This window comes from Streptomyces speibonae (assembly GCF_984686075.1).
Genome location: NZ_OZ480260.1, coordinates 1357953 through 1371455, shown reverse-complemented (window position 1 = coordinate 1371455; position 13503 = coordinate 1357953). Strand labels below are relative to the sequence as shown.

Below are 13503 nucleotides of genomic sequence, written 5' to 3'. Positions count from 1 at the left end.
GAGTGCCCGGCATATCCTGAACCCCCAGTGGCCGCCGGCTGACAAAGGAGTCCGAAGGTGCCGTCGATGCTCGATGCGGTCGTGGTGGGTGCGGGGCCGAACGGCCTGACCGCAGCCGTGGAGCTGGCCAGGCGCGGTTTCTCGGTGGCCCTGTTCGAGGCCAGGGACACCGTCGGCGGCGGCGCCCGCACCGAGGAGCTCACGCTGCCCGGCTTCCGCCACGACCCGTGCTCCGCCGCGCACCCCCTCGCCGTCAACTCGCCCGCGTTCCGCGACCTCCCGCTGGACCGCTACGGCCTGGAGTGGCTGCACCCCGCCCTCCCCATGGCGCACCCCTTCCCCGACGGCACCGCGGCCGTGCTGTCCCGGTCGGTGGGGGAGACCGCCGCCTCCTTCGGCCCGCGGGACGCCGGCGCCTACCGCCGCCTCGTCACCCCCTTCCTGCCCCGGTGGGACAGCCTCGTCCGCGACTTCATGTCCCTGCCCCTGACCGCCCTGCCGCGCGACCCGGTCACCCTCGCCCGCTTCGGCCTGCTGGGCCTGCCCCCGTCGACCTGGCTCACCCGCCGCTTCCGCGACGAGCGGGCCCGCACCCTGTTCGCCGGCCTCGTCGCCCACGTCATGGCCCCCCTGAACGGCTTCGCCACCGGCGCCGTCGGCCTGGTCTTCGCCCTCGCCGCGCACGCCCGCGGCTGGCCCGTCGCCCGCGGGGGCTCCCAGGCGATCTCCGACGCCCTCGCCGCGTATCTGAAGGACCTCGGCGGCGCCGTCCACACCGACTTCGAGGTCAAGCGGCTCGACGACCTGCCGCCCGCCCGCGCGTACGTCTTCGACACCTCGCCCACGGCCCTGGCCCGGATCGCCGGATTCGGCGGCCACTACGCCGGCTACCGCTACGGCCCCGGCGTCTTCAAGATCGACTACGCGCTGGACGGCCCCGTACCGTGGACCGCCCCCGAGGCCCGCGCCGCCGGCACCGTGCAGATCGGCGCGGACAGCGCCGAGATCGGCGCCGCGCTGCGCGCCGCGTCCAAGGAGGGCCGGGCCCCCGACGCGCCGTTCCTCATCACCGTGCAGCCCGGCGTCGCCGACCCCACCCGCGCCCCGGCCGGCCAACACGTCTTCTGGGTCTACGGCCATGTGCCGAACGGCTGGACCGGCGACCTCACCGACGCCATCGAACGCCAACTGGAGCGCTACGCCCCCGGGTTCCGCGACCGGGTGCTGGCCCGCGCCACGGCCGGACCGCCCGAACTCGCCGCCCGCAACGCCAACTACGTCGGCGGCGACATCGCCACCGGCGCCGTCTCCGGACTCCAGCTGCTGCTGCGCCCGAAGCTCTCCCTGTCCCCCTACGCCACCCCGCACCCCGCCGTGTTCCTCTGCTCGTCCGCCACCCCGCCAGGGCCCGGCGTGCACGGCATGTCCGGACACAACGCGGCGAAGGCGGTCTGGAGGAGGCTCCGCCGGACATGACCACCACGATCACGCTCGTCCAGGGCGACATCACCCGCCAGAGCGCCGACGCCATCGTCAACGCGGCCAACTCCTCCCTGCTGGGCGGGGGAGGCGTCGACGGCGCGATCCATCGCCGGGGCGGCCCGGCGATCCTGGAGGAGTGCCGCAGACTCCGCGCCTCGAGGTACGGCAAGGGCCTGCCCACCGGCCAGGCGGTCGCCACCACCGCGGGCGACCTGGACGCCCGCTGGGTGATCCACACCGTGGGCCCCGTGTTCAGCGCGACGGAGGACCGCTCCGCGCTCCTCGCCTCCTGCTACCGCGAGTCCCTGCGCGTCGCCGACGACCTCGGCGCCCGCACGGTCGCGTTCCCCGCCGTCTCCACGGGCGTCTACCGCTGGCCGATGGACGACGCGGCCCGCATCGCCCTCGAGACGGTCCGGGCGGCGGACACGGCCGTCGAAGAGGTCACCTTCGTCCTCTTCGACGACCGCGCCCACGCGGCGTTCGCCGCGCGGCTGCGCTGACCCCCCGGCGCGGCCGGCGGGTCAGGCCACGGCGGGGGTGTAGTGGGAGGCGTCGTCACCCTCGAGAACATGGCTGAGGGTGCCGTCGATCCCGGCGGGGACATCGCCCGCGACGGTCACCCGGTGCAGCAGGCGCGGCAGGTCGCCGTAGTCGTCGGGGGCGTAGTGCTGGGTGCTGCGGTTGTCGAAGATCACCAGGTCGCCCGGGGTCCAGGACACCCGCACGATGTTCTCCGGGCGGGTGACGTACGACTGCAGGACGCGCAGCAGATCACGGGACTCGGAGTAGCCGAAACCGACGAGGCTCTGGGCGAAGCCGCCGATGAACAGGCCGCGCTCCCCGGTCTCGGGGTGGACGCGGACGACCGGGTGGACCGTGCGGTAGGGGCGGGAGACGAAACGCTTGCGGTACTCGGCCGCCTTCTGCGACCGGGGCACCGCGTAGTCGTGGTCGTTGGAGTGCACCGCCCACAGCCGGTCGGCCAGCTCCCGCAGCGGCTCGGGCAGGTCCCGGTAGGCGGCCGCCGCATTGGCGATGAGGGTGTTGCCGCCGTAGGGCGGGACCACGATGGCGCGCAGGGTGGACGCCTTCGGGGGCGTACGGACGAAGGTGACGTCGGTGTGCCACTGGTTGGCGCGGATGCCCTCGTCACCGTCGACGGGCAGGATGTTCGGCTGGCCGTCCACCGAGGGGACGGTGGGGTGGGCGGTGGTGAGCTCGCCGAAGAGGGAGGCGAAGCGGAGCTGGCCGGCGTCGTCGAGCTGCTGGTCGCGGAAGACGAGGGCCTTGTGCTCCAGGAGGGCGGAGTGGATCTCGGCCGTGATCGCGGGGTCGAGGCCGGCGGACAGGTCCACGCCGAGGACCTCGGCGCCGATACGGCCGCCGATCCTGCGGAGGTCGAAGCCCGTGCTGGTGGTCATGTGCGGTGTTCCTTCCGGGTGGCGTTCGGTGATGGGTGATGGGTGATGGGTGATCGGTGGAGGGGCGGTGGGCCGGTGGTGTCCCGGCCGGGTCAGGCGGTCCTGCGGTCAGCCGCACCCGCCGGCGCGGGCGGGACGGCCGGGCGGTCCAGGCCGTAGTGCTCGCGCAGGGTGCGGCCGGTGTACTCGGTGCGGAACAGTCCGCGCCGCTGGAGGATCGGCACGACATGGTCGACGAAGTCCTCCAGACCGCCCGGCAGCAGGGGCGGCATGATGTTGAAGCCGTCGGCGGCGCCGTGCGTGAACCACTCCTCGAGCTGGTCGGCGATCTGCTCGGGGGTGCCCGCGAACACCCGGTGACCGCGGCCCGCGCCGAGCCGGGCGATGAGTTCGCGCAGCGTGAGGCCGTCGCGGCGGGCGAGTTCGGCGACCAGGGTGAAACGGCTCTTGTTGCCGTTGATGTCCCGTTCCTCGGGCAGTTCGGGCAGCGGCCCGTCCAGCGGCAGCCCGGTCAGATCGGTGCCGAGCATCCCGGACAGCTGGGCGATCCCGTACTCGGGCACCTGGAGTTCCGTCAGTTCCCGTTCCAGCGCCAGGGCCTCCGCCTCGGTCGAGCCGATGACGGGGGCGATGCCGGGCAGTACCAGCACCTGGTCCTCGGCGCGGCCGTACCTCGAGAGCCGGGACTTGAGGTCCTTGTAGAAGGACTGGCCGTCGGCGAGGGTCTGCTGGGCCGTGAAGACGGCCTCGGCGTACTGGGCGGCGAACTCCTTGCCGTCCTCCGAGGAACCGGCCTGCACCAGCAGCGGGCGCCCTTGGGGGGAGCGGGAGACGTTCAACGGTCCCCGCACCCCGAAGTACTCCCCGCGGTGATCGATCGCCCGCACCTTGTCGGTGTCGGCGTAGACACCGCGCTCACGGTCGAGCAGGATCGCGTCGTCCTCCCAGCTGTCCCACAGCTTGGTGGCGACGTCGACGAACTCCCGCGCGCGCTCGTAGCGCAGCCGGTGTTCCAGGTGCTGGTCCTGTCCGAAGTTGCGGGCCTCGTCCACGGTGCCGGAGGTGACGATGTTCCAGCCCGCCCGGCCGCCGCTGAGGTGGTCGAGGGAGGCGAACTTGCGGGCGGTGTGGAAGGGCTCGTTGAAGGTGGTGGAGACCGTGGCGACCAGGCCGACGTGCTCCGTGACGGCCGCGAGGGCCGACAGCAGGGTGAGCGGTTCGAAGCCGCCGAGGGCGTTGTGCCGGACCTTGCCGAACAGGGCGAGACCGTCGGCGAGGAAGACCGAGTCCAGCAGTCCGCGCTCGGCGGTTCGCGCGAGCTGCTGGAAGTAGCGCAGATCGGTGATCCGTTCGGGCTGGGTACGGGGGTGGCGCCAGGCGGCGTCGTGGTGGCCGGCGTTCATCAGGAAGGCGTTCAGGTGCAGTTGGCGGGGCGTGGTGGCGGGCATGGGGTTCCTCGGTTCGAAGGGGTGGGGTGACGCGGGATGACGGGGGCGCGGGCGTCGGCCGGGGTCAGCCGCCGGCCGGCCGGCGCCAGGAGGTGAGCCGCCGTTCCACGGCCACCAGGAACTGGTTGAAGAGCACGCCGATGGCGGAGATCGTGATGATGCCCGCGTACATCTGGGGGATGGCGAAGTTGTACTGCGAGGAGTTGATCAGGTAGCCGAGTCCGGCCTTGGCGCCGATCATCTCGGCGGCGACCAGCACCAGGATCGACACCGCCCCGGCCAGCCGGATGCCGGTGAACATCACCGGCACCGAGGCGGGCAGGACGACCTTCTGGAACAGCCGGGGCGCGGAGAGGTTCATCGACTTCGCCAGCTTCAGCAGGGTCGGATCGACGGTGCGGACGGCGCTGATGGTGTTGAGCAGGATCGGCCAGGTGCACGCGTACACCACGATGGAGATCTTCGAGGTCTCGCCGATGCCGAGCAGCAGGACGAACACGGGCAGCAGGGCCAGGGCGGCCGTGTTGCGGAACACCTCCAGCAGCGGATTGAGGAGGTCGGCGACCGGCCGGTACCAGCCGATCAGCAGCCCGAGCGGCAGGGCGAGGGCCACGGCGAGGCCGAACCCGCTGAACGAACGCACCAGGCTGGCCCGGGCGTTGTCGGCGAGCCGGCCGTCGGCGGCCAGCTCCCACCAGGCCTGGGCCACCTCGCTGAACGGGGGCAGGAAGGTCCGGTCGACCAGAGCGAGGCGCGATGCGGTCTCCCACAGCAGGAGCAGGGCCACGATCGCCGCGGACCGGGTGGCTCCGGTGACCAGCAGATACGGCAGCCGGCGCAGCGTCCGGCGGACCCGGAGGGCCCGGGACGGTGCCCGGCGCGGCGCGGAGGGCGCCGCCTCGGACGACGCGGACTCCGCGGACGCCGGAGCGCCGGACCCTGCCCGGACGTTCGGTGCGGTGGTCCGCTCCGCGGCGGTTGCGGGACTCATACGGAAGCCTCCTCCTTCTCCAACTGCTGGGCCCTGGCCACCTCGTCGTGCAGCAGGGTCCAGATCTCGTGCCGGTGGCGCGCGAACTCCGGGCTGGAACGGAGGTCGTCCGCCGCCGTACGGGAGCCGAGTGAGATCGGCACGATCTGCTTGACGCGTCCCGGCCGGGACGTCATGACCGCGACGCGTCCGCCCAGATAGACGGCCTCGTCGATGCCGTGCGTGATGAAGACGATCGTCTTGCCGGTGCGCTGCCAGACGCTGAGCAGTTCGTCCTGGAGCGACTCCCGGGTCTGGGCGTCCAGGGCGGCGAACGGCTCGTCCATCAGCAGTACGTCGGGGTCGTAGGCGAGGCTGCGGGCGATCGCCACCCGCTGCCGCATCCCGCCCGACAGTTCGTGCGGATGACGGTCCTCGAAGCCGGAGAGACCGACCAGGTCGAGGAACTCCCGCGCCCGGGCGGCGCGTCGGCGTCGCGGGACGCCCCTGGCCTCCAGGCCGAACTCGACGTTGCCCTGCGCCGTGCGCCACGGCAGCAGCGCGTACTGCTGGAACACGATGCCCCGGTCCAGGCCCGGTCCGGTGACCGGATCGCCGTCCAGCAGGATCCGCCCGCCGGTCGGCCGGGTGAGGCCGCCGAGCAGATCGAGCAGGGTCGACTTCCCGCAGCCGCTGGGGCCGACCAGGACGACGAACTCACCGGCCTCGATGCGCAGATCGATGTCCTCCAGGGCGGTGAACCGCGTGGTCTGCCGGGTCCCGGTCCGGTCCTTGACGGTGAATTCCTTCCGTACGTGCTCAAAGACGATCTTGGGCTTGGTGGTGTCCGGCATGGGAATCAGCTCCCGCTCTTCGTCGCGGCCGAGGACGCCTTGTTGCCGTTGAAGTCATTCGTGTAGAGGTCCGACAGCGTGACGCGGTCCTTGTCGATGTCGCCGCGGTCGGCCAGCCAGTCGATCCACAGTTGCAGTTCCTTGCCGGTGATCAGACCCGCCCTTTCGGCGACGCCGAAGGACTTCCAGTACGCGAGTGGCGCGGTGTCCTCGTTGCGGCCGCGCTTCTTCACGATGTCCGTCATCCGGGCCACCACCTCGTCGCGGGGTGTGGTGCGCGACCATTCGATGGCCCGCCCCACGGCGGTGACAAAGGTTCGCGCGGTGTCCGGATTCCGCGAGAGAAAACGGTCCGTCATCACATAGGTGCCCGCGCTGAAAGCGCCGAGCAGTTCGTAGTCGGTGAACAGCAGGCGGACGCCTCCCGCCGCCACCGCCTTGTCGCGCAGAATGCCGCTGAGTACGGCCACGTCGATCTGTTTCTGGCGCAGTGCCTGCTCGGTGTTCACCGGGGGCACGACGAGCGGCTCGACTTTTTCGATCTCCGCCCGTGGCAGGCCGGCCCGCCGCAGATGGAGGTCGAGCAGGGCCTCGGCGTGGCCCCCGAGCGTGTTCATCCCCACCTTCTTGCCGACCAGGTCCCTGGCCGTGCGAAGGGGGCCGTCCTCGAGGGCGTAAAAGCCGTTGTAGGCGTACTTGTCGGATCCGTAATAGCTGATGACGGCCTTGACGGGGGCGTTGTTCGCCGCCAGTTTGACGACCGCGCCGTTGAACGCGCCGCCGAAGTCGACCTGGCCCGTGGCCGCGGACTGGATGTCCTGCGGTCCGCTGATGGTGTTGCCGACCCACTCCAGTTTCACGTCCTCCAGAAAACCCAGGTCCTCGGCCAGTTCCGGCAGGGTCACCTGGCCGGCCCAGCCCTGGTACCGGAGCGTCCTGGTCTGCCGTCCGGACGCCGCTCCGGCCGTGGTGCCGCAGCTCACCGCCATCGCGGAAAGGCCGAGAAGGGAGAGGAAATGACGTCGGGTCGACGCGGTGGTGGTCATGGGAGACTTCCTGTTGACGCGAGATGATTGACGCGGAAAAAGCCCTTACCGGCAGGGGAATGGGCAGCCCGGGGCAGGCTGCCGCGGCACGGGCTGGTGACAGCGGGGAAAACCCGGCCGATAGTGAAGGAGGAAAAGGGAAAGAGCCGTGCCGTCGGGGTGTGTTCAGCGGGCGACGGCACAGATGGCGCTGGCCTGGAGTCGGAGGTCGACATGCAGCCGCGCGGTGAGGTTTTCGGGCATGCTCACGTTCGAAAGAGTCGCAGTGGGGCCAGGTCGCGTCAATGCGGTCCGCACCGGCATCTCATATCCTGAACCATTTGACATACGGCTGAAGCGTTGCGTTCACAATCCACCGGCGGTCCCTACGGGAACTGTCGAGTTCACCGGTCCGGTATTCGGGCGGTAGTTGACGAGAAGCCCGGGGTGCTGCTCAATTGTGGGGCAGGGCCCGGACATCTGAGAGCCCGTCATATCCCTTCACCACCACCACCGGGTGCGGCACGCCGTCGTCCCACGGCAGACCCCCGGTACCTCACACACCTCTGCGAAAGGTCCGTCATGGCCACCGTCCTGTCCGTCTCCGGAAGCCCCTCCGCCACCTCGCGAACCGCCCGCCTGCTGCGCCACCTGGACGGCCGGCTCACCGCCCAGGGCCATGAGGTGATCCCGCTGGACGTCCGCACCCTCCCCGCCGAGGCGCTCCTCGGCGCCGACGTCCGGCACCCCGCGATCGTCGAGGCCGCCGGACTGTTCGCCCGCGCCGACGGAGTGGTGATCGGCACGCCCGTGTACAAGGCCGCCTACTCGGGGCTGCTGAAGTCCTTCCTGGACCTGTTGCCGCAGTACGGTCTGGCCGGCAAGACCATCCTGCCGCTGGCGACCGGGGGAACGACGGCACACGTCCTGGCGATCGACTACGCACTGCGCCCGGTGCTCAGTTCCATGGGCGCCGCGCACATCGTCCAGGGCTGGTTCACCCTCGACAAGGAGCTCACGGTGGGCGACGACGGCACCCTGACGGTCACCCAGGGCGCCGCGGAGGCCCTCGCACAGGTCGTCGACCAGTTCTCCGACGCCCTCGGCAGCCGTACGTCCCTCGTCGCGGACCCCGGCCGGGCGGCACAGGCGGCCTGAGCGTGCCCCAGTAGAACGCCTGGTTCAGCCCTGTGAAAGGTGCGGCCGAAAGCCGGACACGTCAGCGGGCGCCCGTCGGCCCGCCGGGCGTGGCGCGGGCGGTCCCCGAGTGCTGTTCGAAAGGCGGGGCGCCTACCCGGCCCACTCGGTTCCGTAGAGAGCCAGGCCGGAGCGCTGTCTGGCCAGCTCACGGACGGCGGGATGGCCGAAGCCCCAGCTTTCGATGATGTCCGCGAGCCATTCCTCGATCATCTGCTGCAACTCGGCCGTCCGCTTCCGCTTGGCGAGCAGACTCATGACGGCGACGACGGAGAGCAGGGTCTCCTGGTGCTTCCTGCCGAGCGAGCGCACACCTTCCTGCAGGCCGCGTTCGGCGGTCTCCAGCGCCCGGTCGCCCTGGCCGCGGAGTTCGTGCACGAGGGCGAGGCGGTAGTGGGCCGAGACGACCAGGGGGTGTCCCGGTCCCAGTTCCGCGCTTCCCAGGGTGATGACGCTGCCGAACTCCGACTCCGCCTCGTCCAGGCGCCCCTGGTTCCGCAGCATGGTGGCGCGGTGGAGCCGTACGCTCAGATTCCGCTGGGTGACGCGGCCGGGCTCCCCGGAGGCGTGGGCGAGCATGCGCTCGGCGTCCTCCAGGCTCATGCCGTCGGTGTCGAGTCCGGCCTGCTCCTCGAGTGCGTCGGTGAGGGAGTGGCGTACGTCCAGGGTGTCCGGGTCGGTGGGGCCGAGGAACCGGTCGAAGTCGGGCGTGCACTCCTGCCAGATCTCCACCGCTTCGGCGAGCCTGCCTGCCGACCGCAGGATCACGGCGAGGTTGTGGCGCGCCATGAGGGTCATGCGGTCCCCCGGTCCCGACACCGCCGTGTGATGGTCGATGAGCTGCCGGACGAGGGCGGCCGCGCGGTCGAACTCCCCCAGCCGCATGTACATGGCTCCGAGGTTCTGCCGGGCGTTCCACGCCTGGGGGTGGTCCTCGCCGTGGGCCGCCGAGACGCCGGCGATCACCTGCTCCGCGAGCCGTGCGGCCCGGCGGACCTGGCCGCACTGGTCGAGGACGGAGGCCAGCAGGGACCGGGCGCCCCACGTCCTCGGGTCGTCGGTGCCCACGTGCAGCTCGCAGGTGCGCACATAACGCTCGGCCAGCGGCAGCGCCGGCTCGCTGATCCGCTGGTGGAGCAGGAGGACGATGACCCGGTTCAGCAGCATGGCGCCGTCGACGATGTCGTCCTCGGGACGGGTGAGCCCGGCCCAGTGGGCCAGGTGGGGTAGCAACGTCAGGCAGCGCGCCACTTCGCCGGGGGAGTCCCGCTCGCCGAGGTACCGTCCCAGCGCCAGAACGGCGTCGACCTGGCTGCCGTCGTCGAGGCCGGACCGGGCGGACTCGGCGGCCCGGGCATCGGGTACGAGGCCGCCGTCCGGGTGCGGTGCGACGAAGCCGGCCCGTACGAGTTCGGCGACGACGCCGTCCGGGCCGTCCGGGCCGTCCGGGCCGCCGGGTCCCTCCGAGGACAGCGCCGCGACTAGGTCGTCGGGCACGTGCTCGGGGGCCAGCCAGACGGCCCGGCCCAGCAGTGCGCGTGCCGGTACGGAGAGACGGTCGACGTCGGTCATGTCTCAGGCCCCCACATGGACGAAGGAAGCCCACTTGGTGGGCGCGGCTCGGTACTGGGCACGCAGTGACGACACGGCGTCGTGCAGCGCCCGGGCGGCGTCATCCGTCCGCGGCGGATGCGCGCCCCCGCCGGTGAGCCGGTCGTAGAACCGCTCGGACACGGCCGTGGCGACATCGTCGGCCACGGGCCACATCGCACCGACCACGTGCCGGAACCCGGCCTGCTGGAAGGCCGCCGTGATGTGCAGGGCCTCGTCCGCGAGCGCGGGAGCGATCTGGAAGGTGCTGCACGCCGACAGCACGGCGAGCTCACGCCCGGCGAGCCGCAGCCCCGCCAGGTCGGCCAGGGTCAGGGGGGACTCCTCGTGGTCCACGAGGAGGAGCCGGCTCCGGCCGGGGGTGTGGATGTCGCTCTCGGCATGGCAGGCCAGGTGGACGACCGAGTGGGACTGGAGCGCCTCGAGCACCTGGGCCCTCGTCGCCTCCGCCTTCTCCAGCAGCGTCGACTGCGGCACGTACCGGCGCACGGCCGCGATCTCCCGTTCCACCCCGCGCAACGGCTCCGCGGACGCCACCTCGGGCTGTGCGACGATCAGCGCCCGCTCGCCCTGATCCGCCCGGGGGATGCTCCGCGCGAAGTGCAGCGAGCGGAGACTGGTGGTGTACGACGACACCACCCGGTCGAGTACGCCGTCCCCCTCGGCCGGCTGGGCCGCGTGCCAGGGGAGGTGGCCCAGGAAACCCACCGGGCACCACCACAGGCGGGGCCATGTGCCCTCGGGCGCGGCGGTGAGGCCGAGGGCCTCGAGGACGGGACGGGCCGCCGCCTCCCAGAGCCAGTCGAGGGTGGCCCGCACCTCCCCCTGCGCCAGCAGCCGTACCCGGCCGGGATACCTGTCCTCGGTGGCGTACTCGCGGGCGGTCAGAAAGGTCAGTACCCGGTCGTGAGCCGTGGCGGTGTCGAGCCCGGGGAGCGGGAGCACCCGGACCGGTTCGGCGCTGTCGCCGGTGACCAGGAAGGCGTACCCGCCCTCGGTGGTCGACACCACCTCCACGACCGGGCCCTCGGCGGCCAGCAGGGCGAGGTCGGGGGAGTCCTCCTGGGGGACCAGTCCCTCCAGGCGCTGCCATTCCCTCATCAGCTCCGCGCGCTCGGCGACGATCTCGCGGTTCAGTTCCCTGCGTTCGTCCACGCCGCCCTGTGCGGCGCGGTCCTTGGCGTCCAGGGCGCGCAGCCGGTCCGCCAGCTCCTCGATCTCCGCCCTGACAGCGGCGTGTTCGGGAGCGAGGCGGAAACCGGCGCCGAGGTCCTGGAACAGGAGCCCGCGACAGTTCTCCAGCAACTCCAGGGTCCGCTCGGGCCGGCCGGAGCCGAGTCCGGTCAGCACGACCTCGTCGGTGAGCTCGGCGAACGTCCGCACCACGTGGGCCCGGTCGTCCCACAGCGCACCCGATGCCACGTTGAGACGGAGCAGTTCGACCGCTGTGGCGACGCGGTCGAGCGACTCGGGTTCGCTGTGGTCGGACAGCTGCAACTGGGCGACGGCGGCCTGCATGCGGACCCAGGGACGTATCTCCGCGGAGCCCGCGACGTGGGCCAGACCGGTGAGTGCGGCCCGCCGGTCGTCGTCGCCGTCGTCCATGCGGGCCAGTGCGCCGAGGGCACGCGCACGTTCCAGTTCGGCGGTGTGGGCGATCCCTTTGACCAGCGTGCTCTCGTCGGCCCCGAGAATGTCCCCGGCGAGCGTGACGACGGAGCGCAGCAGGCCGGGGTCGCGCTCCGCCTCACCCAGCAGCCTTCTGGCGTGCATGAGTTCGTGGCGGGCGAAGTGGGCCCATCTCGGGTTGCCGGGTCCGGCGAGGGAGAGTGCCCGTTCGGCCGCCGTCACGGCCTGGCGGAGCGCGTCCGGCGTCTCCGGACGCTCCAGGACGTGGAGATCGGTGAGCATCCCGGCGAGTCCGCAGAGCAGAGTGATGCGAAGGCCGTCGGGCAGGCCGGGGATGTCGCTCGCCCGGCGCTGCAGGGCCAGGGCTTCGTGCAGCCGCGGACCGTCGGCCATGCGTGCGGCGTAGCGGTGCAGGACGCCGGCGTACTGAGCGAGTGCGGAGGCCCGCTGCACGTCGTCCGCGCCGTCCAGGCCGTCCACCGCGAGCCGCCCCTGGTGGACCGCCTCCCGCTGTGCTTCGGCGTCCCCCGTCACCTCGTAGAGCACACCGTGGGCCGAGGCCAGTGCGTGCCGGAAGAAGAACTCCTGGGAGGGGTCCAGGCGTGCGTTGAGGTCGAGGCCCGTGCGGGCCAGGGCGATGGCTTCGCGCGCCTCGGCGGCGGAGTGGGTCAGCTGGGCGTGCTGATGCAGGGCGGTGGACGCGGCCAGGGAAGCGTCCCGCCGGCCGGCGTCGTCCAGGGCCACGGCCAGGAGCCGGCGCGTCAGGTCGACCATGGCGGCCGGGTCCGGCGGCGCGTGCCCGTTCCGCGCCGGTGTGTTCTCGAGGTACCACGCGGCGTGCAGCACCGGGCTGTCGGCGTAGGTCTCCGTGCCCGGTTCGGGGAGGACCGACCGGCAGAACTCGGCGACCATGTCCCGGTGTCCGGGTTCCTGGAGCAGCCGCCCGAGCAGGGACCGGAGATTGCTGACGGCCGTCGTGCGCAGTTCCGGCGAGGAGCGCGCGACCCGCAGGTACGTCTGGAGTGCTTCCCGGTACAGCTGCTCGTTCCCGGTGAGGCGTGCGCACTGGACGAGGGCGCTGCCCAGGTTCACCCCGTCCCTGCCGTCGGCGTCGGGGAGTCGGGCGGCCGCCCGGCAGCTCTCGACGGCCGCCCGCGCCGCGGCGGCATCGTCCAGTTCCGTGGCCAGGACGATCGCCTCCCTGCCGTGGTTGCGCAGGAAGAGCGGGCGCCCGGAGCTGTCCTCGGGGAGCAGCTCCAGGGCGATGCCGCAGACCTCGAACGCCTCGGCCGCCACCGACGTGTCCCGCGTCGCCGACCGCAGCTGGCACAGATGCACGCCCAGCGCGGAGATGATGTCGGCGTACTGGGGGTGCTCGGGGGTCGCCGACAGACGGCTGAGGCGCAAGACGTCGGCGACGAGGAGGAGATGGGGAACCTCGATCGAGGCCGGGGCACCGCGCATGGTCTCCAGTGCCAGGTCCCACCACACCAGCGGGTCGGTGGTGAACCCGGTGCTCGTGGAGAACAACTCACGTGGGTCCGTGCCCAGTCGGCGATAGAGGACTCGAAAGGGCGGTGGCAGTTTGTCCGGGGCCGTCACGCTCACCGCGGCGAGCAGGTGGGCCGCCGCCGCGGAGTCGCGGACACCGGAGGGGCTGCCCTGTTGTCTCAGGGCGCGATGGAAGAAGAACAAGCCGCAGGCGTGCAGCGCGGGCAGGTCGACGCCCGGGGCACGGTGACGGGCCAGGAGTGCCGCGGCCTCGGCCAGTGCCTCACGGGACAGCACCGTCTCCGCGTCGGCGCCGCTCGCCGCCATGGTGACGCGCCGCTGGACGCGCGCGAGAAGAACCTGCCGCATCAT

The 13503-nt window shown here is 71.9% G+C and carries 10 protein-coding genes; 3 read left to right on the top strand and 7 right to left on the bottom strand.

Translation table 11 applies throughout. From position 1 onward, the window contains the following. The first annotated feature begins 66 nt into the window (after positions 1 to 66). Both AC5L3C_RS06085 and AC5L3C_RS06080 read left to right on the top strand, forming a co-directional pair. Complete coding sequence (locus AC5L3C_RS06085; RefSeq protein ID WP_493647439.1) at positions 67 to 1476, top strand: phytoene desaturase family protein; 1410 nt, start codon at positions 67 to 69, stop codon at positions 1474 to 1476. After that, complete coding sequence (locus AC5L3C_RS06080) at positions 1473 to 1985, top strand: O-acetyl-ADP-ribose deacetylase (protein WP_493647438.1); 513 nt, start codon at positions 1473 to 1475, stop codon at positions 1983 to 1985. The genes AC5L3C_RS06085 and AC5L3C_RS06080 overlap by 4 nt, the downstream gene beginning before the upstream one ends. Before the next feature lie 21 nt (positions 1986 to 2006). On the opposite strand, the gene AC5L3C_RS06075 is transcribed toward AC5L3C_RS06080, so the two are convergent. The 5 genes from AC5L3C_RS06075 to AC5L3C_RS06055 all read right to left on the bottom strand — a co-directional run bounded on the left by AC5L3C_RS06075 (position 2007) and on the right by AC5L3C_RS06055 (position 7224). Continuing rightward, the gene (locus AC5L3C_RS06075) at positions 2007 to 2906 is read right to left on the bottom strand and encodes a TauD/TfdA dioxygenase family protein (RefSeq protein WP_493647436.1); all 900 of its coding nucleotides are present in this window, start codon (positions 2904 to 2906) and stop codon (positions 2007 to 2009) included. Positions 2907 to 2998: 92 nt separating this feature from the next. Continuing rightward, positions 2999 to 4354 carry an LLM class flavin-dependent oxidoreductase gene (locus AC5L3C_RS06070; protein WP_493647434.1) on the bottom strand — a complete coding sequence of 452 codons (1356 nt, stop codon included), beginning with the start codon at positions 4352 to 4354 and terminating at the stop codon, positions 2999 to 3001. 64 nt (positions 4355 to 4418) lie between these two features. Beyond that, a complete protein-coding gene (locus AC5L3C_RS06065) occupies positions 4419 to 5345 on the bottom strand; it encodes an ABC transporter permease (protein ID WP_493647432.1) in 927 nt (308 codons plus the stop codon). Continuing rightward, positions 5342 to 6178, bottom strand: a complete 837-nt coding sequence (locus AC5L3C_RS06060) for an ABC transporter ATP-binding protein (RefSeq protein WP_493647431.1) — start codon at positions 6176 to 6178, stop codon at positions 5342 to 5344. Before AC5L3C_RS06060 ends, AC5L3C_RS06065 begins: the two co-directional genes overlap by 4 nt. 5 nt (positions 6179 to 6183) lie before the next feature. Next, positions 6184 to 7224: an ABC transporter substrate-binding protein gene (locus AC5L3C_RS06055; RefSeq protein ID WP_493647429.1), complete on the bottom strand. Its 1041-nt coding sequence runs from the start codon at positions 7222 to 7224 to the stop codon at positions 6184 to 6186. A gap of 561 nt (positions 7225 to 7785) precedes the next feature. Between AC5L3C_RS06055 and ssuE the strand changes: the two genes are divergently transcribed. Then, the gene (gene ssuE / locus AC5L3C_RS06050; protein ID WP_493647427.1) at positions 7786 to 8361 is read left to right on the top strand and encodes an NADPH-dependent FMN reductase; all 576 of its coding nucleotides are present in this window, start codon (positions 7786 to 7788) and stop codon (positions 8359 to 8361) included. Between the two features lie 132 nt (positions 8362 to 8493). Here ssuE and AC5L3C_RS06045 read toward each other — a convergent pair whose 3' ends face one another. Then, positions 8494 to 9972, bottom strand: coding sequence for a tetratricopeptide repeat protein (locus tag AC5L3C_RS06045; protein ID WP_493647425.1), 1479 nt, complete (start codon positions 9970 to 9972; stop codon positions 8494 to 8496). A gap of 3 nt (positions 9973 to 9975) precedes the next feature. Then, entirely contained in the window at positions 9976 to 13503 is a 3528-nt protein-coding gene (locus AC5L3C_RS06040; protein WP_493647423.1) for a CHAT domain-containing protein, read from the bottom strand.